The organism is Hydrogenoanaerobacterium sp. (assembly GCF_032017025.1).
Classification (GTDB): domain Bacteria; phylum Bacillota; class Clostridia; order Oscillospirales; family Ruminococcaceae; genus Hydrogenoanaerobacterium.
In genome coordinates, this window is the sequence record NZ_DALZQO010000007.1 from 71,677 (window position 1) to 92,589 (window position 20,913).

At 42.2% G+C, this 20,913-nt stretch carries 19 protein-coding genes and 1 pseudogene; 6 read left to right on the forward strand and 14 right to left on the reverse strand.

Annotated elements, in window-relative coordinates:
- Window positions 1-80: 80 nt before the first annotated feature.
- From RTV33_RS06180 to RTV33_RS06200, 5 genes are all read right to left on the reverse strand, one after another.
- A complete protein-coding gene (locus RTV33_RS06180; RefSeq protein WP_396327227.1) occupies window positions 81-299 on the reverse strand; it encodes a DUF1653 domain-containing protein in 219 nt (72 codons plus the stop codon).
- A 13-nt stretch (window positions 300-312) separates the two neighbouring features.
- Complete coding sequence (locus RTV33_RS06185) at window positions 313-1,065, reverse strand: exodeoxyribonuclease III (protein ID WP_312642602.1); 753 nt, start codon at window positions 1,063-1,065, stop codon at window positions 313-315.
- Between the two features lie 143 nt (window positions 1,066-1,208).
- Window positions 1,209-2,600 carry an ABC transporter permease gene (locus RTV33_RS06190; protein WP_312642603.1) on the reverse strand — a complete coding sequence of 464 codons (1,392 nt, stop codon included), beginning with the start codon at window positions 2,598-2,600 and terminating at the stop codon, window positions 1,209-1,211.
- The gene (locus tag RTV33_RS06195) at window positions 2,587-4,074 is read right to left on the reverse strand and encodes a hypothetical protein (protein ID WP_312642605.1); all 1,488 of its coding nucleotides are present in this window, start codon (window positions 4,072-4,074) and stop codon (window positions 2,587-2,589) included. The genes RTV33_RS06190 and RTV33_RS06195 overlap by 14 nt, the downstream gene beginning before the upstream one ends.
- A gap of 4 nt (window positions 4,075-4,078) precedes the next feature.
- Window positions 4,079-4,885 carry an ABC transporter ATP-binding protein gene (locus RTV33_RS06200; protein WP_396327228.1) on the reverse strand — a complete coding sequence of 269 codons (807 nt, stop codon included), beginning with the start codon at window positions 4,883-4,885 and terminating at the stop codon, window positions 4,079-4,081.
- A gap of 454 nt (window positions 4,886-5,339) precedes the next feature.
- Here RTV33_RS06200 and RTV33_RS06205 point away from each other — a divergent pair, with 454 nt between their 5' ends.
- From RTV33_RS06205 to rlmD, 4 genes are all read left to right on the forward strand, one after another.
- A complete protein-coding gene (locus tag RTV33_RS06205) occupies window positions 5,340-6,767 on the forward strand; it encodes an efflux RND transporter periplasmic adaptor subunit (protein WP_312642607.1) in 1,428 nt (475 codons plus the stop codon).
- Between the two features lie 14 nt (window positions 6,768-6,781).
- Window positions 6,782-8,002, forward strand: a complete 1,221-nt coding sequence (locus tag RTV33_RS06210) for an ABC transporter permease (protein ID WP_312642609.1) — start codon at window positions 6,782-6,784, stop codon at window positions 8,000-8,002.
- Between the two features lie 54 nt (window positions 8,003-8,056).
- Window positions 8,057-8,506, forward strand: a complete 450-nt coding sequence (locus RTV33_RS06215; RefSeq protein WP_312642611.1) for a GNAT family N-acetyltransferase — start codon at window positions 8,057-8,059, stop codon at window positions 8,504-8,506.
- 159 nt (window positions 8,507-8,665) lie between these two features.
- Entirely contained in the window at window positions 8,666-10,024 is a 1,359-nt protein-coding gene (gene rlmD, locus RTV33_RS06220; protein ID WP_312642613.1) for a 23S rRNA (uracil(1939)-C(5))-methyltransferase RlmD, read from the forward strand.
- Here the strand turns inward: rlmD and RTV33_RS06225 are convergent.
- The 5 genes from RTV33_RS06225 to RTV33_RS06245 form a co-directional block, all read right to left on the reverse strand.
- Entirely contained in the window at window positions 9,934-11,631 is a 1,698-nt protein-coding gene (locus tag RTV33_RS06225) for a recombinase family protein (protein WP_312642614.1), read from the reverse strand. The two genes, rlmD and RTV33_RS06225, sit on opposite strands and share 91 nt — an antisense overlap.
- Window positions 11,632-11,725: 94 nt before the next feature.
- Window positions 11,726-11,965: a nucleotidyltransferase domain-containing protein gene (locus RTV33_RS06230; protein ID WP_312642616.1), complete on the reverse strand. Its 240-nt coding sequence runs from the start codon at window positions 11,963-11,965 to the stop codon at window positions 11,726-11,728.
- A 15-nt stretch (window positions 11,966-11,980) separates the two neighbouring features.
- Window positions 11,981-12,502, reverse strand: a complete 522-nt coding sequence (locus RTV33_RS06235) for an AAA family ATPase (RefSeq protein WP_312642618.1) — start codon at window positions 12,500-12,502, stop codon at window positions 11,981-11,983.
- A gap of 298 nt (window positions 12,503-12,800) precedes the next feature.
- Complete coding sequence (locus tag RTV33_RS06240) at window positions 12,801-13,064, reverse strand: CD3324 family protein (protein ID WP_312642620.1); 264 nt, start codon at window positions 13,062-13,064, stop codon at window positions 12,801-12,803.
- Window positions 13,065-13,570: 506 nt separating this feature from the next.
- A complete protein-coding gene (locus RTV33_RS06245; protein WP_396327231.1) occupies window positions 13,571-14,983 on the reverse strand; it encodes a relaxase/mobilization nuclease domain-containing protein in 1,413 nt (470 codons plus the stop codon).
- Window positions 14,984-15,064: 81 nt separating this feature from the next.
- Here RTV33_RS06245 and RTV33_RS06250 point away from each other — a divergent pair, with 81 nt between their 5' ends.
- Entirely contained in the window at window positions 15,065-16,063 is a 999-nt protein-coding gene (locus RTV33_RS06250) for a hypothetical protein (RefSeq protein ID WP_312642623.1), read from the forward strand.
- A complete protein-coding gene (locus tag RTV33_RS06255) occupies window positions 16,060-17,508 on the forward strand; it encodes an ATP-binding protein (RefSeq protein ID WP_312642624.1) in 1,449 nt (482 codons plus the stop codon). The genes RTV33_RS06250 and RTV33_RS06255 overlap by 4 nt, the downstream gene beginning before the upstream one ends.
- A gap of 55 nt (window positions 17,509-17,563) precedes the next feature.
- Here the strand turns inward: RTV33_RS06255 and RTV33_RS06260 are convergent, their stop codons facing one another.
- The 4 genes and pseudogenes from RTV33_RS06260 to RTV33_RS06275 form a co-directional block, all read right to left on the reverse strand.
- Window positions 17,564-18,625, reverse strand: coding sequence for a hypothetical protein (locus RTV33_RS06260; RefSeq protein WP_312642625.1), 1,062 nt, complete (start codon window positions 18,623-18,625; stop codon window positions 17,564-17,566).
- Window positions 18,626-18,784: 159 nt separating this feature from the next.
- Complete coding sequence (locus RTV33_RS06265) at window positions 18,785-19,063, reverse strand: CD1845 family protein (protein WP_312642626.1); 279 nt, start codon at window positions 19,061-19,063, stop codon at window positions 18,785-18,787.
- Window positions 19,064-19,099: 36 nt separating this feature from the next.
- Window positions 19,100-19,693, reverse strand: a pseudogene (locus RTV33_RS06270) (ParA family protein); the annotation flags it as partial.
- Between the two features lie 79 nt (window positions 19,694-19,772).
- A complete protein-coding gene (locus RTV33_RS06275) occupies window positions 19,773-20,882 on the reverse strand; it encodes a hypothetical protein (RefSeq protein WP_312642628.1) in 1,110 nt (369 codons plus the stop codon).
- Window positions 20,883-20,913 lie beyond the last annotated feature (31 nt).

Below are 20,913 nucleotides of genomic sequence, written 5' to 3' on the forward strand. Positions count from 1 at the left end.
CTGGCAGAGCAAATTATCCGATTATTCAACTAAAAAACAGGAACGCAAATGCGTTCCTGTTTTTTACTCAGTCAAATTGCCTATTCTTCTATCTTGGTAAAACGACGGTAGGTTTTGCCGTCGCGCTCAACGGTTTCGTTCCACATACTCGCAGGACGCACCCAAATGCCCCGCTCGCCATACAGTGCCTGATACACCACATATTCCTCCAGCGTTTCGGAGTGGCGTGCCGTATAAAGTACGCGGTACTCGTTGCCTTTAAAGTGGCGGTAGCGCCCTGCCGGAATCTCATACTGCATGTTTTCCATCCCCCTAAAAAATACCCAATTCTACCGGGCAATGATCACTGCCCAACACCTGTGGGTGAATTTTCGCATCCCGAATCTCATCTTTAAGCTGCTGGGATACTAAAAAATAGTCGATCCGCCAGCCTGTGTTGTTGGCGCGCGCATTGAACATGTACGACCACCAAGTGTATGCATCCGTCCGCTCAGGGTTCAGGCTGCGAAAAGAATCAACAAAGCCTGCGTCGAGCAGCTCGGTCATCTTTTCGCGTTCCTCATCGGAAAACCCGGCATTTCCGCGGTTGGATTTTGCATTTTTAATATCAATTTCATTGTGCGCCACGTTGAGATCACCGCAGATAATCACCGGCTTTTCCTTGTCCAGTTTGCACACATAAGCGCGGAAATCGTCCTCCCACTGCATGCGGTAGTCCAGGCGGGTAAGCCCGCGCTGCGCATTGGGTGTATACACATTGACAAGATAAAAGCGCTCAAACTCCAGTGTAATCACCCGCCCCTCCTGCCCGTGCTCCTCAATTCCGATGCCGTAGCTTACCGAAAGCGGGGGTATGCGCGTAAATACAGCCGTGCCGGAATAGCCTTTTTTCACCGCGCTGTTCCAATACTGGGTATAACCATCAAAAACAAAATCAGCCTGATCCTGCTGCATCTTGGTTTCTTGAACGCAAAAAATATCCGCATCTATCTCTTTAAAAAAATCTGAAAAGCCCTTGCCCATGCAGGCGCGTAAGCCATTAACATTCCATGAAATCAACTTCATTAATAGTATTCCTCCTTTTATACAGCGAACGCGAGTTTTTATTCACTCGCTTTCGCAGCAGTTTTTTGCACTCTACTATTTTATTCTATTATAACCCATACCGCTAAAAAAAGAAAGGATACCTTTTCGGTATCCTTTCTTTTTTAATCATGCTTAATTGCCTCTAGTGCACTGATTTTTACTGCCCTGTTTGCAGGCGTAAAGCCCGATACCAGACCAATTAAAATACCAAAAATTACTGCCACGGCAACAAGCCACGGGGGGATGAGCGAAACCTTCCCGCCGCCCATACCCATCATACCGCCCATGCCCATGCCGAAACCGCCGCCCATACCGCTATTGCCCCCGGCAATGCCGAGTGCCATCTTTATGGTTTCCCAGTTGTTGATGACCCAGCTGATGCCAAAGCTGAAAATGGTGCCGGCGATACCGCCCATCAGGCCGATAATACCCGACTCGGTAAGGAACATTGTACGAATATTTGGTACCTCACAGCCCAGCACTTTCATAATACCGATTTCGCGGGTGCGCTCGTAAATGGACATGACCATAGTATTGGTGATGCCGATGGCCGCAACAATGAGGGAGATAAGCCCAAGCCCGCCAAGCACCATGCTCTGCTGCTTGATCTGCTGCTGCATTGGCTTACGGATGCTCTCCATACTGTTCGTGCTGAAGCCAAGCGTTTCGGAGATATAACTTTCGACGCTCTCGACATATTTAATGTCGGTGGTTTTTACCACGGCACTTTGATAGCCCTTTTCGTTATTCTGGCTTTCTTTGATTTTGTTTAGCTTTTTATATTCCGCAACCATACGGTTCATTTCGTCAATTGGCATAAAGATAGAATCCTGCGTCTCCCAGCCTTTGCTGTAATCGGCGACCAATACACCCTGTACTTGTACCTCATACTCAACAAGCTTGGTTTTTTCCTCGTCGCTTCTGCCCAGACGAAGCATGATTTCATCCTTCATCACATTGACATAAGGGTCGGGGATTTTACCATTCTGATCGGGATACGGATAAACCCAGCCATCTCTTTTTTTGGTGTTGTAAAACTGGTAAGCTGCCTGCTCGCCCATAACAATGGGGATTTTTTTGCCGTTGCCGCTGGTGAGGAAGCCGCCTTCCTTCATGGTATAACCCAGCTTTTCCATTGCTTCCGGGTAGATGCCCATCACCTGTCCGCTGAACTGAAACTTATCGCCCACCCAAAACTCCATTGCGCTCCAGTCGGCACGAGCCAGCGGGGTGGCAACCTCCACACCTTCCATCTCTGAAATCTGTTTGAGCACCTTGTCATCCAGCACAGGGGCATCTTTACCACCGCCGCCGCGGTTGTAAATATCAATCTTGGTGAGGTCACCCATCTGTGCCAGAGCGTCCTCCTGAATCTTGGTCATGCCAAGGCCAAGAGACACTGTAACAATAATGGCACAGGTGCCAATCACCACGCCCAGCACGGTGAGCACCGTACGCATTTTACGACGAAAGAGATTGCGGAAGCACATTGAGATTAAATCAAATGTCTTCATCGTCTTCCTCTTCCCTCTTCATTTTCACTTTTTTAACAATAATAATACCCGTCAGCCCCGCTACCATAAGCCCGCCGATAACTGCCATAACAATGGTAGCTACATTCGGCCCTGTTTCTCCCGGCATTGGCAGAGGCATATCGGTGGGGTCCTCACCCGGGAACATGCCGCCCATATCCATAACAGTTGCAGAGAACGGACGCTCCACTGATTTTTCATTGCCCTTTGCATCCTCATAAGTAACAATCACCTTGCCGTTAATGGTGCCGGAATCGTTTGCGGTGAAGGTAAAGTCAATCGTGCCGGAATCGCCCGCTTTTATGTTACCCACCGTCTGGCTCTGACTGATTCCGGGGACATCGCTTTCGAGGTGAGCCGAAAGGTTCGCAATCTCGGTTTTGCCCTTATTGACATATTCGATGCTCATGTAAGTGTTATCGCCCGGCCACAGCTGATCGGGTACACTCAGTTCACCAATGCTGAAACGGTCAAGCTGTGTTACGGGAATCGCCAAAGTTTCGGTTCTCTCACCGGTTTTTCTGACTTTATCGAGTATGTATTCATACGTAAATTTCACCGTGACCTGCTGCGGCTTGGGCTCAATGGCACTGCTCGCAGCAATCTGTAAGGTTTTCGTCTGCGATTCGCCCTTGCCCAGCTTTTCGATATAGGTGGAGTTGGAGCCGTTTGCAATCGAAAGATCGGTGCTCGTGGTAATCTCCATAATGATGTTCTCGAGGTTAAAATCTTTGCTGGTGTTTTCGAATTTAATGGTTAAAGGGAAATTATTGCCCGCCATAACATCCTGCCCGCCGTAGTTATAGGAGGTTACAATGATGTTGGGGGTGGCAAGCAGGTAGCTGTCTTCATCTGACTCGGAGCCGCTTGTGACAACCGCCTCGGGAATTTTTACTACAACCGTGCCGTTGCTTTCGCCGTAAGAGCGGTCGCTTGAGTCGGAAGTGTTTTTAGAGTAAGTGTAACCGACATCCAAGCTCATTGTTCTGCCCTTGCCGTTAAACTTCACATAGGCCTCAATATCCAATTCCACATATCCGCTGGAACTGCCACCTTGAGTTACACTGCTTTCGGGAAACCCGTCCGAGCCGACAATGGTATCAAAATAGCCACCACTGGAAGCCACAAAACCACCAGTTACATTTGAAATATCACTCTCGTTTACGCTTTTATCGAGTACGGTAAACACAACCTGATAGCGGTAGCCCTCTTTTACAGTTTTTACCGGGTCTCCGCTTGGTACACCATCGCTGCCCACCCTATAAAATTGCGGTTTGCTGATAACACGGAACGACCCTGAAGAAACAGGCAGTTCATCGTCATCCTTACTGGATGAACTGCTGCTATTGCTGTCGGTGGTTGCCGCAAATGCAAGCTGCGAGAACAGCATGCCGAATGTGGTAAGCAGCATAAGAGCTGCAAGGCAGATACAAATAATTCTTGTTGATGTTTTCATGGTTTTACTCCTTTTCCTCCTGCGCTGCGGTGTTAGTTGCTAATTGCGCTGCAAGCTCTTGGGCGGCTGCATCTTCGGCAGCGGCCTCTCGTGCCGCGTGAACACCTTTGAATGCTATCGATTCATTCCGAACATCCGACACAACCTTGCCGTCAATCAGCGTTAAAATGCGGTCGGCATATTCTGCTATTTCCGGATCATGCGTGACGATAATCAGTGTTTGGTTGTTATCTCGCGACATCTGCACCATCAGCTCCATAACCTCAATGGTGGTTTTGGTATCGAGGTTTCCGGTCGGCTCGTCCGCAAACACAATGCGGGGTTTACTTACAAACGCGCGCGCAATGCCAACACGCTGCTGCTGTCCGCCCGACATTTGCGAGGGCTTGTGCTCGTAACGGTTACCCAATCCCACATTCTTGAGCATAAGCTTAGCGGCTTTGTTGCGCACCCCTTTGCTCACTCCGCGAAACATAAGCGGCATGCTTACATTTTCAAGCGCCGTAAGCGCCGACAACAGGTTGTAGGACTGAAACACAAACCCCACGTATTTTTGTCGAAACTTCGCAAGGGCCGCTTCATCCATTTTGGCAATGTCGCGCTTTCCAATCAGCACCTGCCCATGCGTAGGCTTTTCAAGCCCTGCCAGCATGTTCAGCAGCGTAGATTTACCGGAGCCCGACGTGCCAAGAATGCAGCAGATTTCACCTTCGCCGATTGTCACGTTGATATTCTCCAAAGCGACAACTTTTTCACTGCCCAGCTTATACACCTTACGAAGATTGTTTACCGTAATCATTGCTTTTTTCAATGGTAATCCCTCTTCAATCTCATGATTTATGCATAAACCTGCACTTTACACAATTCGTGCTGCAAACCGTGCGTGGCAGGTTTTCCTTTAACATAGTATGTTTTTTACAGGGAATTATTGCACAGGCTAAAAGAAAAGTTATACTGTACTTTTTCCTTAATCCAGAATTTATCTTACCATATTGAAACAGAGGGCGCAACCAAAGTGCGACGCTATTCGCCTTTTTTACCACCGTAAATTGTAAACTTTCTAATAACATGCTTGCGCAGCCGTATTAAGAGGTTTTGTGTGCTGAAAGAAGAATTATGCAATGACGGCATCTCATTGCTGGTAAAAACCCCCTTTGTACTTAGTTTGTTCATTATAATTTTACATGTCACCTTTTGACAATAATTTATCTATTCGGTATAATTACTTTGTTTAGGGCAACTCAAAGAAAGCGGTGTATAATTTTATGGACCATCCAACCATTGAACAAACCACGTCTGAGACAGCCACTGTGCCAACAGCGGAAATCGAAACGACGAAACCAAAAAAGCAAAAGAAGCCGAAGAATAAGAAAAAGAAGAAAAAAGTTATCATTTGGTCGGTGGTTTTGCTGCTTGTTGCAGGGTATATCGGTTACAGCATTTATGCGGTATCCAACTACATACCCTCGGTCAAGGCGGGGGAAGTCTCCTACCAGAGCATCAACTCCTACTTGAGCACCACGGCAACCATCAGCTCCTCCGACAGTAAGGCTTACTTTGCCCCCCCGCAAAGCAAGGCAATCGATGTAAATTTTAAGGTTGGCGATGTTGTAAAAGCAGGCGATATGATTGCCTCATTTGACCTGACCGATCTCGAAAACCAAATTCGTCTGTCGCAAATTTCTTACGCCGACGCTAAGCTCAGCCACGAAAACGCTAAAATTAACTTTGACGAAGTCAATAACGGCGAAGCTGATCGTCAGGAAGAGATTGATGAGCTCACCTTGGAAATTCAGCAATACAACAGCCGTATTCGTAAGCTAAGAGAGAATAACGGCGGTTACCCCACGCCTGGAGAAGAAGGGTATGAAGCGTACACCCGTTACCAGCAAAAGCTGACACAGGCAGAGATTGAGCGCGACGCGCTTGACGCACAAAAAACCTCCGAGGCAGATCTTTCCAAGGCGAAAAACGCACTCACCTCCGCTGCAAACGCTATGGAAAGTGCTTCTATTAATATCGCCTCACTGCAAAAATATCAGAAGGATAAAGGCATTATCGCCGAATTCGACGGCATTGTCACCGAACTAAACCTTGTGGCGGGCGGTATGGCTACCAACACCACCACTGCATGTGTCATTCAAACCACCGATAATTTGAAGGCCGATTTTAAAATTGGTAAATACGATGTCGGAACCGTTAAGCTTGGGCAAACCGTAACATTATCGCTCGGCGACCTGAAATATGAAGGTAAGGTTACTAAAATTGGCGCTGCGGCGATAAAAGGCATGAACGCCAGCGGTAACGCTACTTCGGCTCAGGTTCCCGCCGAGATTACCATCAGCAACCCTGATTCGAATCTGATCATCGGACTGGATTTTGATGCAGAAATCGAAACCTTCTCCAACGGCAATGCACTTGCAGTACCTGTTGAAGCTGTTTTGACCGACCGCAACGGCGACTTCTGCTACAAGCTGATTGCCAGTGAAAAATCCGGAGTGTATACCTATGAAAAAATCTATATCACCACAGGCAACGCCTCCGACGTTTATATTGAAGTTTTGAGCGGTATCAACGAGGGCGATCAGGTTGTTCTTAACCCGCCCACAACGATTGAAATGCTGCCCGTTGTTAAAGTAGACGCGCCCGAACAGGCAGTCTCCGCTACCGAATCAACAGCTTCGGCTGCGTAAGGGAGTGGTGAACAATGAATATAATAGATAACCTGAAGATGGCGATATTCAGCATCCGAAGCAATAAAATGCGTTCGTTTCTCACCATGCTTGGCATCATCATCGGTATCAGCTCCGTTATTATGATTCTCGGTGTGGGCGGCGGAGCAAAAGCCTATATGATGGGCTCGATGGAACAGCTTGGCAACTCCACCGTCACCATATCCGTCAACAGCAAGAACGCGACTGATTCGGATTACCTGAGCCTTGACGATATTGAAGCCATCAAGCAAAAGGTAGACCATGTGAAGTATATTTCGCCGCAATGGAACGTATTTGGCTCTGTCAGTTTTAAAACCAAAGAAAATGATGCGATGATTTATGGCGGCAGCAACGACTTTATTTACCTTGCACAAACCGATATGGTTTCGGGCCGCTTCTTCAGCGAGGAGGATTACCTCTCTGCCCGCAATGTAGTCGTTATTGATGAAATGGCTGCGATGAAATTTTTTGGCAATACTAATATAGCGGGTATGACAATTGACGTAAACCTTTTTGGTGAGCGCGCCAAGTTGAAGATTGTCGGTGTCGCAAAAAGCCAGACCGGGGGCTTTTATATGGATGGAATGCCGTTCTTTTTGTATATGCCGGTTACCACTATGATGAACATTGGCAGCATGGAGGAGTCTCTCAGCTCGGTTTACGTTATGGCGGATGACCCCGCGTTTACGGAATCTATGGGTAACTCAGCCAGAAATGTTCTGGAAGCACGTCACAGCAACCGCGGCCGAGATGTTTACCAGGTGCAGAGCTTGATGGGTCAGGTGGATATGATTAACAATATGCTCAATATCATCACCGGCTTTATCAGTGCCGTGGCGGCAATTTCGCTGCTGGTAGGCGGTATCGGCGTTATGAATATCATGCTGGTTGCGGTTACCGAACGTACCCGCGAAATTGGCATACGCAAGTCGCTTGGGGCTAAAACGGGCTCCATTATGTTCCAGTTTTTAACCGAATCGGCTATTCTTTCACTTATCGGCGGTGCCATCGGTTTGATTTTGGGCATTTTGGGTGCACATGGTATCTCCAGTATTGTCAGCGGCTTGGCGGGCGGCAAAATTGTGCCTGCCATTACAATGGGGCACATTACGCTTGCACTCGGTTTTTCGTGCTCGGTGGGTCTCTTCTTTGGCATCTATCCCGCGAAAAAAGCCGCTAAGCTCAACCCAATCGACGCATTGCGTCATGAATAAAGGCAGATATCTGCCTGTTAACAATCAATCTACTAAATGGAGGATTATTCAAAAATGACCGTCAGAAGCATTACCCCGGCCGACCGCGAGCTCTACATCGAGCTTTCAAAAGAGTTTTACTCTGGTGAGGCTACCTTGCACCCCGCGAACCTCGACCATATAAACCGCACCTTTGATGAATGTGTAAAAGGTTCGCCTTATGCGAAAGCGTTTATTATTGAGGAAGACGGCAAAACCGCAGGCTTTGCGTTGTTTAGCTTTACATGGAGCAATGAAAGCGGCGGATTGGTGCTGTGGCTGGAGGAGCTGTGTGTGCTCCCCGCGTTTCGCGGACTTCGTCTGGGCACCCAGTTTATGGACTGGATGATGGAGGAGTACAAGGACATTTCGCGTATCCGCCTTGAAGTTTGCCGCTGCAATGACGGCGCACGCCGCCTGTATGAGCGTTTCGGCTTTAAGCTGCTCGACTATGAGCAGCTGGTGTGGGATAAAGAGGATCACTAGCCGTTTCTTATCTACAGGCAATCGGGATATTATCTCTAAAATTTACGCCGCACTCTTGCCGTTAGGCACAGGGCGCGGCGTTATTTTTTGCAGCCATTGGAATTTAAAACGCATTATGTTAAAATAATAGAATCGAAACAATTTGGAAGGAATCCGATAATGTTATTAAAAAACGAAATTGTAAACATAGAAATTACCGATATCACCGATGAGGGCAACGGCGTTGGCAAGGTAGATGGCTTTACAGTGTTTGTGCCCGGCACCGCTGTTGGGGACAAGCTGCGCGCACGCCTTGTAAAACTGCAAAAAAACTTTGGCTATGGCATTGTGGAGGAGCTGCTCTCCCCTTCGCCCGACCGTATCGACCCCGATTGCAGCGTATACCGCCAGTGCGGAGGCTGCTCGCTGCGCCATATCTCCTATGAGGCGGAGCTTGCCATAAAAGAGAACTGGGTGGTGCAGCATCTGCGCCGCATCGGCGGTATCACCGCACCTGTTCTACCAATTATCGGCTCCCCGCGGCAAAACGGCTACCGCAATAAAACACAATGCCCCATCCGAGATGACGGACAGGGCGTGCGCCTTGGCATGTTCGGAAAACGCAGTCACCGCGTTATTCAGTGCACAGACTGCAAACTACAGCCTGCACATTTTGAGCAGATTCTGCAAACTGTGCAGGATTTCTGCAAAGAACAGCATATTTCTATCTACAACGAGCAAAATCACACAGGGTTATTACGACATGTATATATCCGAGAAGCTCAGGCGACCGGAGAAACCATGGTTTGCCTTGTTGTAAACGGCAATGAATTGCCTCACAGTGATATCTTGATAAAACGCCTGACTGCCTGCTGCCCTTCGGTAAAATCCATTGTGCTCAACAGCAATACAGCTAAAACCAATATTATCCTTGGAAAGACCTGTAAGACCCTGTGGGGGAAAGACCACATCACCGATATTCTGTGCGGCGTAAAAATTGATATCTCTCCCCTTTCGTTTTATCAGGTAAACCGCGAGGGCGCAGAGCAGCTTTACAGTATTGCCGCGGAGTTTGCAGGGCTGACCGGAAACGAGCTGCTGCTCGACCTTTATTGCGGTGCGGGTACCATTGGGCTTTCGATGGCACACAAGGTACGCGAGCTGATTGGCGTAGAGATTATCCCCGCAGCAATTGAAAACGCAAAGCAGAATGCAAAAAACAACGGCATTACCAACGCACATTTTATCTGCGATGACGCAAAGGGTGCCGCAGCTATGTTGAAGCAGCAGGGGCTTACCCCCGATGTAATTGTACTTGATCCACCCCGCAAAGGTTGTGAGCCTGAGGTGCTGCAGCTGGTGGCAGATATGTGCCCACAGCGCATTGTAATGGTTTCGTGCAACAGCGCTACCCTGGCGCGCGACTTGGCTGTGCTGCAAACTTTGGGCTACCAGACTGTTAATGCACAACCTGTCGATATGTTCCCGCGTACGAGCCACGTTGAAACGTGCGTACTTTTGTCCCACAAAAATTCGTAAACATCTCCACCGTCCTTATACACCGGAAAATTGAATAAAATGGACTTTAGGGGTAGCTCTGAGTCATCACATGGGAAAATCTCTATTTCTTTGATTAACGAAGAAATTAGGGATTTTTTCTCTTCATCGCTTATTTTGTCATACACCTTTTCAAAGTTTGCCAACAAGGTGTAGATGTTCTCTAAGGTAATGGCATCCTGCTCAACAGCCTTGCGGCGGAGCTTTACATCTTCGATTTTTTCTTCAAGCTCAACGATAACATCGTACAGTCCATCAAGGCGGAGGGTCATATCATGGAGCTTGCGTTCTCTAAAACGGGTATCCTCCGGCAAGCTGTCAATTTCATTTTCAAGGCGAGTTTTATTTAAATCTACTTCTCTAAGTTTACCTTCGTAATTTTTCAGCTCTCTATCAAGAGTAGAGGTGTCAATCTGTTTCCCTATCTTTGATTTTATTTCGGTTGCAAAATCCTCATTCTTAATCAGCTCTCTGATTGCTCCAATGACAAGCGGCTCAATATCGGTCTTTTTGAGCATCGCTTTGTAGTCACAGCTTTTTCCTCTGGCGGTGCGAGCTTTACTGCATACATAATAGTAAATTTCTTTATATGTACCATCTTTGTTTGTCCATGCATGTTTATTGGTATACATCGGTCCGCCACATTTAGGGCATTTTAAGATGCCGCTTAACAAATGTGTTCTGTCCCGACCAATTTTAGATGGAGATTTCACACCTGTTATTTCTCTTTTTTCATGTGCCTTGTTCCATAGCTCCTCATTGATGATAGCATCGTGTTGACCGTCTGCAAGAATGTAATCATCTTGGTGTACTTGGCGGTATTCATTTTTAGTGCCTTTGACCTTTTCCCTTATGCGTCTGCCAAAAGCGATTTTTCCATAGTATACAGGATTGTCGATTATCATTCTGACGAAATGGGTACTCCATTGCATTAACGTACCGTTATCCCGTTTAACTTTTTGAATTCCCTGCAAATTAAGGTAATTGGCAATTTTATAAAACCCCACATTCCCATTCACATATTTATCAAAAATAATGCGTACAGCTTCAGCTTCATCTTCTTGGATAAAAAGCTGCTTATCTTTGAGAAAGTAACCGTAGGGAGCAAAACCACCATTCCAACCACCTTGACGAGCTTTTTCTTTTCGCCCGTTCATAGTCTGCTCAATGATATTTTCACGCTCTATTTCAGCAACAGCAGACAGCACGGAGATTAAAAGTTTTCCACTTGTCTGTGATGAGTCAATTCCTTCCTCAATGCAAATCAAATTCACACCAAAGGATTGAATTTGCTCCAAAGAATTAAGAATGTCGGCGGCATTTCGTCCAAAACGAGAGAGCTTGTAAACTAAAACATAATCAATGCCTAAACCATTTTCAATATCACCAAGCATCTGCTTAAAGGCAGGTCTGCCCTCAATGGACTTGCCGGATTTGCCTGCATCTTCATAAATACTTACGATTTCCATTTCTTCTCTATCTGCAAATCGCTTTAAGCTGTTTTTTTGTCCGTCCAAGCTGAAGCCGTCAACCTGCATTTCGGTACTTACACGAGGGTAAAGTACACATTTTTTTCCACTCCTATTCATAGTCATTCCTCCAATATATTATTGGAAAACATCAAGGCGCAAATGTTTTTAGTTAGCACGCTTTATTTCGCCTAAAACTTCAGCACCGTGTTTTTCAATAATTGGTTATTACATTTTTTCGGTGTTCATCATCAAGTGAGACAGCTTTTTGCTTGAATAATGAAAGGTCGAACAACTCCCTGTCGTAATAAATTCCTATATCTATGTCGGAATCATTATTTGCAGTACCTGTCGCGTGGGAACCACCTAAAACAATGGCGTCAATACCGACAACTCCGGAAAAGGAGTGAACTACTTGTGTAAGTATGTTTTCTATTTTATCTTTATTAGTCATATAATTCTCTCCATTCTATTGCTCTTCAAAGTGTAACAAAATTTTTTGTACGGATTGTTCGGGGGACTGTTTCGAGGTATCCAGCCAAAAGCCGATTTTTGGAGTCTCCCTCATGAAATCCGCATACAAAGCCTCTACCGTAAAGCCAGTATAACCGATCTTTCCCCGCATTTTTTCACGTTTTTTTACAGTTTCCACATTTGGGCAGAGTACTATTATTTGAACAGGATAGTCCTTCAACATATCCAATATTCGGGATAGTTCTTCTCCGTAGTAGTTATCCTGCAAAACAACGGAAAATCCGTAGTTATAATAGGTTATTGCCGTATCTGCGGATAGGCGATATCGCAGGTGCAACTGTCGGAGAGCTTCATCAGACGGTAATGTGGACATATCGGCTCGTCCTGATACAATCATTTGGCGAAACACATCACCACGCAGGTGTACTCCCTTTTCCATTTTCGAGGCAAGCAGTCCCGCAATTGTTGATTTTCCAGATGCCATAACGCCAGTGATTAAATATATAGCTCTTTCCAACGTAGAGCACCTCCTCATTAATAATTTTTCACATTAAAGCTCTTTTTTGTTACAAAAAAAGTATCTTTCTGTAGTTTTGCAGTTTTCATAACAAACCTTTAAATTTAGCCATTTATATTCTGCAATAGAATCTACTAATCCAAGCATTCTAAATAAAAAGTGTAAAACTATTGTATAAGATTTTTTACATCTTCTTGAATTGATGGTAACATAACTATGAATTTATATCAATGTAGCAAACACTACAGTAGTATTTTTTACATAAAGAGAGGTCGCACAAAAGGCGACCTCCCCAAAATTATCTGCTATAAACAATTTTTTTAATTGTATGTTCAGAAAGAAAATAGGTATCTGCCAACATTTCAATAGAAATACCGGAAGCAAAGTCTTGGCGTATTTTATCATTACGCTTTTCAATTTTCTCTCTATAACCAGAAAGTTCTCCCCAATTTTTACGCTGGCCTTTTTTCGATGGGACGTATATATAGCTACTTTGAACATGTTTTTGTAGTTCTTCAACTAAATAATCGGGAAGAACTGAAAAAGCATTAATATACTTCATGCGGCATTACTCCTTGATCTTAATAGTCAAGTTGCAAAGCCAGCATATATAAGTACCTATTTACTCCATGCAAGCGGCACTTAAAAGAACTGGCTTTGCATGGAGTATAACATGGGCTTCCGTGCTTTTATTCACACTCATAAATTCTCACCACCTTATACCAAAAGGCCTAATTATGAAGCCTTTCTTTTTATTATATTTTAGTGTTAAATCTCACACAAGTAAAGTCAGTTAAATATAAATTGTGAATCTTATATCTAATATATATGTAAACAGTTATTGAAAGTTAGTTTTTTAATATTCAATGGATTTTCGACTGTGATATAGATAAGTTAGCTCTCTTAATATTCATTCGTTTTCTGGAGTTGCACTAATCGGCGGCAAGCAGGGCATACGGGTGACCACCGTATGTTTTTGCTTGTTGGGGAGTATCCCCAATCCCCACTGAACACACAATAAATTGTGTGGCTACGCTCCCTTTGGGAGCTAATGAAATCACAGGGTAGCTAACGCTGATCCTGTGATTTTTCTTTTGCCTTTTGCACCTGTTCCAGTCCTAAAAGGTGGTCGATATTCGCCTTTGCGGTCAGAATATCCTGCATTTCTTTTTTCGCTGAATGATACTTACTGTAAGCCTTGTTTTTCTCGGAATACAAGGCATCGCATTCAGCTTGTAGAGATTTAATTGTAGGCAGCTTTTTTGTATTAAGTGCATCAAAAGCAGCCTTTGCAGCTTTGTGTAAAGTAAGCTCGGCACGGTGCTCCTCGTAAAACTTTTTGGAGTAACGTGCCTTGCGATATTGGGCATAAACATCTTTGGTCTTTGCGTAGTTGAAGATGTGTTTTTTGAGAGATTGTATTTCTGCAATACGCTTTTCATCGGTCTTAATTTGTGCGTTAATATCGTCAAAGGTAGCAGTGCATTTCTTTGCTTTCTGCTCTAAATCAGAATAGGCAAGGAGCTTGTGTTCCTGCAAAAAATTGACCGTCTGAGCCATCTGTTTTAGGTTGAAAATCTTTGCCCATTGCTCATAGCCTTTGCCCTTACCTTGCTGCAATTTTGCCTGTATGTCCACAAGCAGATTGACCGATTTTTCTTTCCATTTCGGTTGTTTGGCGGTTGATTTTTTAACCTCTCTTTGTGGAACTTTACCCTCAATGATTGCCTTGATTTCATCTCCTGAATAGCCCTCACCAAGAGAACGCAATCGGATAAATTTTTTCTGCTCTGCACCCTTAAAAGCATAATACTTACCGACTTTAATTTCATAGCCTGCCGACTTCATAAGTTGTAAAAACTTATCAAAGGTTTTTGGCTTTTGGGCAAGCACTTCATCTATTGTTTGCCTTAGTTTATCAGAGTGTGAGAGGGGCTTATTATCGCCAAGCCATTTGCCGTAATGTCCTTTAGAGCGTTTAGGCTTTTCAATGATTGAAAGGTTATTTTCAAGACAAATTCGGTCAGATATTTTGGCAATCGCCCGACCGCTGCCAAGAAAATCCCGAAACTTTTTCTTGCAGTCAAGAGTAGTTGAATTGAAGATAATGTGATTATGAATATGGGCTTTGTCTACATGGGTAGTAACGATAAAGGCATGGTTGCCTTTGGTGAAGCTCATACCAAGTTCATAGCCGATTTTATTTGCAAGCTCCGGCGAGATTTCTCCCGGCTTAAAGGCTTGCCGTATCTGATAGGCAATGACATTGCTTGCTTGTTTTCTGCCTGTAATATCATCATATTGCCGCTTAGAGAGCATAAATTCTGCTTGCACTGTTCGTGGGTCGCACTGGTAAGAGGATAGCAGTTCTCCGTCATTTGTTTTGTCGGGATTTTTCGCATAATCGGTGCGGTCAGCAAGACAATCTGCGATGGATTTCCCTTTGTTTTGGTGCATGGAAATTAAGCGTGTGGTAGCGATAATAATACCTCCTTGTGTTGAATTTCGTGTTTGAATTTGGTATAATTAACATGGATAATTATAAGTTTGGAGGTGCATTCGATGAGTAGAAATGCAACCCCTTCATCTTTTGGTTGGGATTTTCAAGTTAATGCAGCGATTGTTTTGATGCTTGAAAATGTTAGAGCAATTAAAAGTGTTCGAGTTGAGGGCAAAAAAGAAGATATTGAGCTTCTTTTGGAAAATGAAAAAAATATATATGCACAAGCAAAATCCGTAATGAGAATTGATGATTACAGAAATGTGCGAAGCAAATTAAATGCGGGGTTAGCAACCCTAAATGACGATGCAGCACATCGAGACTATCATAAGCTCATCTATGTTACGAACTCGCCTAATCCTTTTAACCTTGATAATACAATGAGTGCTTTTTATGGGCATTCACGCTTATCTTATGCTGATTTGCCACAGTCTTGTAAAGACATAATTGACCTTGAAATTGCGAACAAGCCTTTACAATATATTGATACATCAAATTTAGAAATTCACGTTATCCCATTTTTTACAGATGATTTTCAGCAACGATACCATGTGATTAAAGATAGTGTTGATAAGTTCCTTTTTGAGCTTAACAACAATACTCGGGGGATGGCAGATGAATTGTTGGAAATATGGCAGCATGAATTTTTTCAAAATTGTACTCAAGGCGATTTAGACTTAGTTATAAAGAAGAAAGACCTTATGTGGTCAATAATTGTTTTACAATCGCAGCTTCACCCTGAGAATACGCTCTTAGAAGAATATGATGATGGTGAAGTGGAAGAAATTATTCGCTCTTACCGCTATTTAATCAATAACCGCTGCGAAAAATTCGAGTTTATATCTCAAGTTTTGTTTGACTTTCAAAACTTTAAGTCTGATGAAAAAGGCAATAAGAAAGTCGCTGAATTCATTGCCGCAAAATGTGATGATTACAAATGTGTTTTTGAGCTAAATGAAATCTGCGAAGAAGTCCAGGATATAGTAGTTAAAATTATACTTCAAAAAATTATAACAAACAGGTTTTTAGTAAATGACATCGCAAAGAAGGTGAATTTATGATATTTCATTCTCTTAAAATAACTGAAGGTCTATTTGAAAGATACATTGACCTTTCAGATAAATCCAACTTAATATATAGCAAGAAAAATAGCACGGGAAAAACCACTTTGATGCGTTTTCTGCTGTACTCTTTGGGCTACCCCGTACCAAGTACTAAGAATATACGCTTTGAAAAATGCGTAACAGAAACTACAATAACTTGTTCTATGGGTAAAATTACTATTTTACGAAATGACGAGTATTTGGAAGTTGGTTTTGAAAACGGTAGTAAAGAACACTTTGTTCTTCCCACTGACCAGAATGCTTTTCATGCAAAAGTATATGGCACTGAAAATAATGACCTGCTAAATAATATTTTGGGCGTATTTTATGTTGACCAAGAAAAGGGTTGGACATTACTGAACCGAGGAATAATTATCGGAAAAATACGTTTTAATATTGAGCAGCTAGTTCGAGGCTTATCTGATAGAAGCTGTGATGACCTAACTAAAGAGCTGCGTTCAGTAGAGCAACAATTAAGTAAATACAAGCAAATGTTTAGTGTCGCTGAATATCAGCAAGAGATAAACGAAGCTGAAAATAATATTGTCTTTGAGACTAAAGATGAAGAAGAACAAAAGCTTCTCGAAATGCTAAACTCTGAAATTTCATCATTGGAAACAGAACTCAAGCGTGTTAACGCTGTTATCGCTGAAAATAATTCATTTAAAAATTTTATCGAAAAAATGAAGATTGCAGTTAAAGGCTCTGATGGAAATCCAATTCCGGTCAATCGGGATACCATTATTGGTTTCGATTTTTCTGTAGAGTTTTTGTTGGCAAAGAGAAAAATGATTTCGTCTAAGATTTCCACCTTGAAAAGCAAAGCTGAAAAATATGAACGAAAACAGACTGAGCAGTTACAACTGGTTAAAACGGAAACGCTTATCGAAAGCTTTGACCGGAATATTTCCAAAATCGAAGTTGACCAAATGGCGGTATCCAGAGTGATTTCGAGTTTAGAAAAGGAAAAAAGCAAATTGAAAAAGCAAATTACCCTTTTAACCAAGCATAACAATGATGTTGTTACAAGAATCCACAATACTATCATGAAGTATGCAAAGGAATTAGATTTTGAACAATATATTATACCTTCATCAGACTACATTTTTACAGATGATTTGAAGTCTTTGTCTGGAACCATACTGCACAAAATTGTCTTTTCTTTTAAACTTGCCTATATAGTTGAAGTTCAAAAAAAATTAAATATGACTTTACCAATCATTCTTGACTCACCAAGTGGGAGAGAAATTACGAAGGAAAATGTTAAAGCTATGATTGATATTTTAAATCGTGACTTTTCGGATAACCAAATTATAATTGCATCAATTTTTCAATATGATATTGACAACATAAATGTTATTGAGATAGAAGACCGACTTATCAATGAGTTGCGTCAACAGTAATAAATAGGATAACAAAAAAGAGTTGCCATATGGCAACTCTTTTTTGTTAATATTGTTATTTTTCTAAATTAACTAACATATTGTCCAGTTTTTCGCTTAAGAATTCTGCGGGCAAATTGTCATCAATAGCTTTTCGTTCAATCATCTCAATCAAATCTTCATTTGTTAGGCTGATAATCAGTTTCCCGTTTTCACGTAAAGTTCCTCGAATAGCCTTATCCGCATTTTTATCGGAACCTTTTGTTGAAATAATAATTGCAATACCTCGTAAAGCTTTCAAATAAAGATATTTTTCAGTTGTAAATATCTCTTTCTGGGTTATCTGCTCAGTATAATTTTTGAACTCAAAAATTATATATTTTGTTCCAAAATGTTTTTCTGCCATTGTCCAAAACTCTTTGTTAGTGCCATCTTTGATTTTACAAATCAAGTCAAATCTAAACAAATCGTCATTTGATTTTTGCTGTTCTTTCCATAATGCTAAGTCGCTATCAAAAAGGTACTTTATAACATCCGTACACAGCTTTTCGTATAGTGTATTTTCTTTTAAACTTGGTTCCCATTTCTTAATTCTCTCAATTAAATCTTCATGTAAAGCTTTTTGAGGTGGCAATTTGTTCAAGTTGTATTTTTTTAATTCTGTGGACTCTTGCGGAAGTAAGTCATCAGTAGAAAAACTTAGAACTGATAAAAGCCTGCTTCTTAAAACTTCATCATTGTCAACAAGATAAAGCAGATTTTGAATATCCACAATAAATAATGTAGGGTATTCTTTTAAGCGTACACGGATGCGCTCATCAACTACATTCCCTGATACAATGACCGGAATGAAATCAGATTCTTTTGCAGAGTGACATACCTTTTCAGCTGCTGATAAAACAGCATTATTATTTGCTTTAATATCTCTAAATAATTTAACCTCAACAGCCAGTTTGATTTCACCTTTTATGACGTCTATATCGTGATATTTTCCATCAGTAAGCGTAGCAGTAAATCCATAAGAGCGAAAAATATCAGCAATGATACTTTCAAATTCATATCCCAATCTGGCACTGTTTGAATATCCCATTTCTATCCTCCAGTCATTTTTTGTTTTATTATACCGCATATCATCCAAAACTTCTATCCTCCCTTTACAAACAAAAACAAAAGCCCCGCTACAAAACAAGGGTCAAGATGAACGGCTTCGCCGCCCTTGCTTTAATAGTGGCACTCCTGCTATGTGGCAATTAAGGGGGGCGATAGCACACAAATGCTATCGCCCATCTTTGTAGTATTAAATAGATTTCAGCCGTTGGTTTAGTCCGTCCACAGCACCGACAAGCCAAGTTGCAAACATTGGTATTCCGTATGGGCTGATGAGGTAGGCGGCAAGCAGTGCCTTTAATCCTTCCTCGACTTCCCCCAATAGCACCATTATGGCAAGCCCGATAATTTCAAGGTTTTCAAACTCGGTCTTTTGCTTGTTCAGCTCGTCCCATTTCTCTTGCAAAAGCACCATTTTGTCCTCGATTTTATTCATATCGGACAATACCTTTTTTAGTTTTGCGTTCAAATAGTTTCCTCCTTAATTCATAAGTCCATAGCCCATAAAGTTGGTGCGGTTATCCACCATTGTCAGCAGAATACCGTCTATAGTTAGCTTGGGGTTTATCTGCTTACGTACCTTGTTTATGGTCTGTAAAAGCTGTTCCAATCCCTTTGCAGGTAGATACTGAGCCTGCACAGGAATAATTACGCTGTCTGCCGCCGCAAGTGCATTGACAGTGAGCATACCGAGAGAGGGCATACAATCTAAAAGAATAAAGTCATATTGTTTTTTGACCGTATCAAGATACTGCTTTAGAACAGTTTCACGGCTCATGGCATTTACGAGGGAGACTTCCATACCTGACAGTTCTATATTGGCGGGCATCAAGTCCACGCCCTCATGGTGGCTCAAAACACCTTTCTTGTGTTGGGTAGGGGTGTCGGTTATCATTTTACCCATTACAGTGGCAAGGGTGGTATCCAGCTTGTCAGGCTGAGCGTATCCTAAACTGATTGATAAGCTGCCCTGTGGGTCAGTATCTATCAGCAGGACTTTCTTGCCCTCAAGTGCCAATCCGATGCCTAAGTTGGCACAGGTGGTTGTTTTGCCTACGCCACCTTTTTGGTTGGCGATGGCGATTGTCTTTGCGTTCAATTTTGTTCCTCCTTTCGATTTTGGGGTATAAAAAAACCGCTTACCTTAATTGGTAAACGGTTTGATTAGTGTTTTATTATTAATCTCCTGTATTTGTTGGAAAGTAGAAGGGGTTAAATCCAGTCTTTTCATCAGTAACTAAATCTTCCACATGATCTGGATTTATGTTTAATTTCTCATTATCTTCGTCATCAAAGATAAATGTCTGCATATTTTCTTTTCCAATTAGTTTATATGCCTCATCAAGAACAAGTCCAATAGCCTTTGAATTTTTTTCATCAAATGGTTTTGAAATATGATCTATAACTAGAATTGGTACTAAGGGATATTTTCCATTGCTGAGCATTAAATTCATAAACGAAAGATATCCACATAATTGAATTAACGTGTGTCTCGCCATACTACCAATATAAAAATTGACTTTTTTGTTTGAATTAATGTTCTCGGTATCATCGGATAGTACCATTGGTTGAAGTATGTTACCTTTTTTAAGATACTTAATTTCAAATCCTGTTTGATGTATATCGTCGGACACCACTGTTGAGATGTCTTTTGCAGCACAATAAAGGTCAGTGACGAATCGGGACATCTCATTAATTTTCTTCATATCATCAGAATTTTGAAGAACCTTAATTTCCTCTTTTATTTCCTTAATTCTTCTTCGGAGATTATTTAAGTCCTCCTCGTTATTTGTAATTACCACCGATAAATAGTCTTCTATAAGTGCAATAGATTTTACCTTTTGTTCAACTGTGTAACATTTGAATTTCGAATCATTTCTTCTGATTTCAATTTTAATCTGTTCAAGTTGCTTTCTTAATTCCTTAACTGTGTTATCAGTAATGATATAATTACTGAAAAATATGGTGCTGTCGATATCTTCAATTAATTTTTGCATTGGGGATATTAAGTAGTCAAATTCAGTATTATCGGACACGAGTTCTTGCAGTTTGGATAACAGTTTTTTTCTACTATTACTGTCTTTTTCAAATTGCTTTGCATCAGAAATACTGTTTTCGTGCACTTTAATTTGTTCAAAAATATTATTATACATAACTTCAAGGTCAGCAATATTTCGTTTGTCTCCTTTGTTATCAGGATGCTGCATTTCTCTTACAGAGTTGATAAATCTTTTTATGTCCTCGGCATTTCTACCAGTATAAGTAACACTACCCCCAAGCTTTAACAAATTTGAATTAACCTGATTGATAATAAAATCA

What these genes read in the sequence shown, in the direction of transcription:
- RTV33_RS06190 (WP_312642603.1), bottom strand. Translation starts at nt 2,600, where the DNA reads ATGAAGACATTTGATTTAATCTCAATGTGCTTCCGCAATCTCTTTCGT.
- rlmD (WP_312642613.1), top strand. Translation starts at nt 8,666, where the DNA reads ATGTTATTAAAAAACGAAATTGTAAACATAGAAATTACCGATATCACC.
- RTV33_RS06215 (WP_312642611.1), top strand. Translation starts at nt 8,057, where the DNA reads ATGACCGTCAGAAGCATTACCCCGGCCGACCGCGAGCTCTACATCGAG.
- RTV33_RS06240 (WP_312642620.1), bottom strand. Translation starts at nt 13,064, where the DNA reads ATGAAGTATATTAATGCTTTTTCAGTTCTTCCCGATTATTTAGTTGAA.
- RTV33_RS06250 (WP_312642623.1), top strand. Translation starts at nt 15,065, where the DNA reads ATGAGTAGAAATGCAACCCCTTCATCTTTTGGTTGGGATTTTCAAGTT.
- RTV33_RS06205 (WP_312642607.1), top strand. Translation starts at nt 5,340, where the DNA reads ATGGACCATCCAACCATTGAACAAACCACGTCTGAGACAGCCACTGTG.
- RTV33_RS06225 (WP_312642614.1), bottom strand. Translation starts at nt 11,631, where the DNA reads ATGAATAGGAGTGGAAAAAAATGTGTACTTTACCCTCGTGTAAGTACC.
- RTV33_RS06185 (WP_312642602.1), bottom strand. Translation starts at nt 1,065, where the DNA reads ATGAAGTTGATTTCATGGAATGTTAATGGCTTACGCGCCTGCATGGGC.
- RTV33_RS06210 (WP_312642609.1), top strand. Translation starts at nt 6,782, where the DNA reads ATGAATATAATAGATAACCTGAAGATGGCGATATTCAGCATCCGAAGC.
- RTV33_RS06230 (WP_312642616.1), bottom strand. Translation starts at nt 11,965, where the DNA reads ATGACTAATAAAGATAAAATAGAAAACATACTTACACAAGTAGTTCAC.
- RTV33_RS06195 (WP_312642605.1), bottom strand. Translation starts at nt 4,074, where the DNA reads ATGAAAACATCAACAAGAATTATTTGTATCTGCCTTGCAGCTCTTATG.
- RTV33_RS06255 (WP_312642624.1), top strand. Translation starts at nt 16,060, where the DNA reads ATGATATTTCATTCTCTTAAAATAACTGAAGGTCTATTTGAAAGATAC.
- RTV33_RS06180 (WP_396327227.1), bottom strand. Translation starts at nt 299, where the DNA reads ATGCAGTATGAGATTCCGGCAGGGCGCTACCGCCACTTTAAAGGCAAC.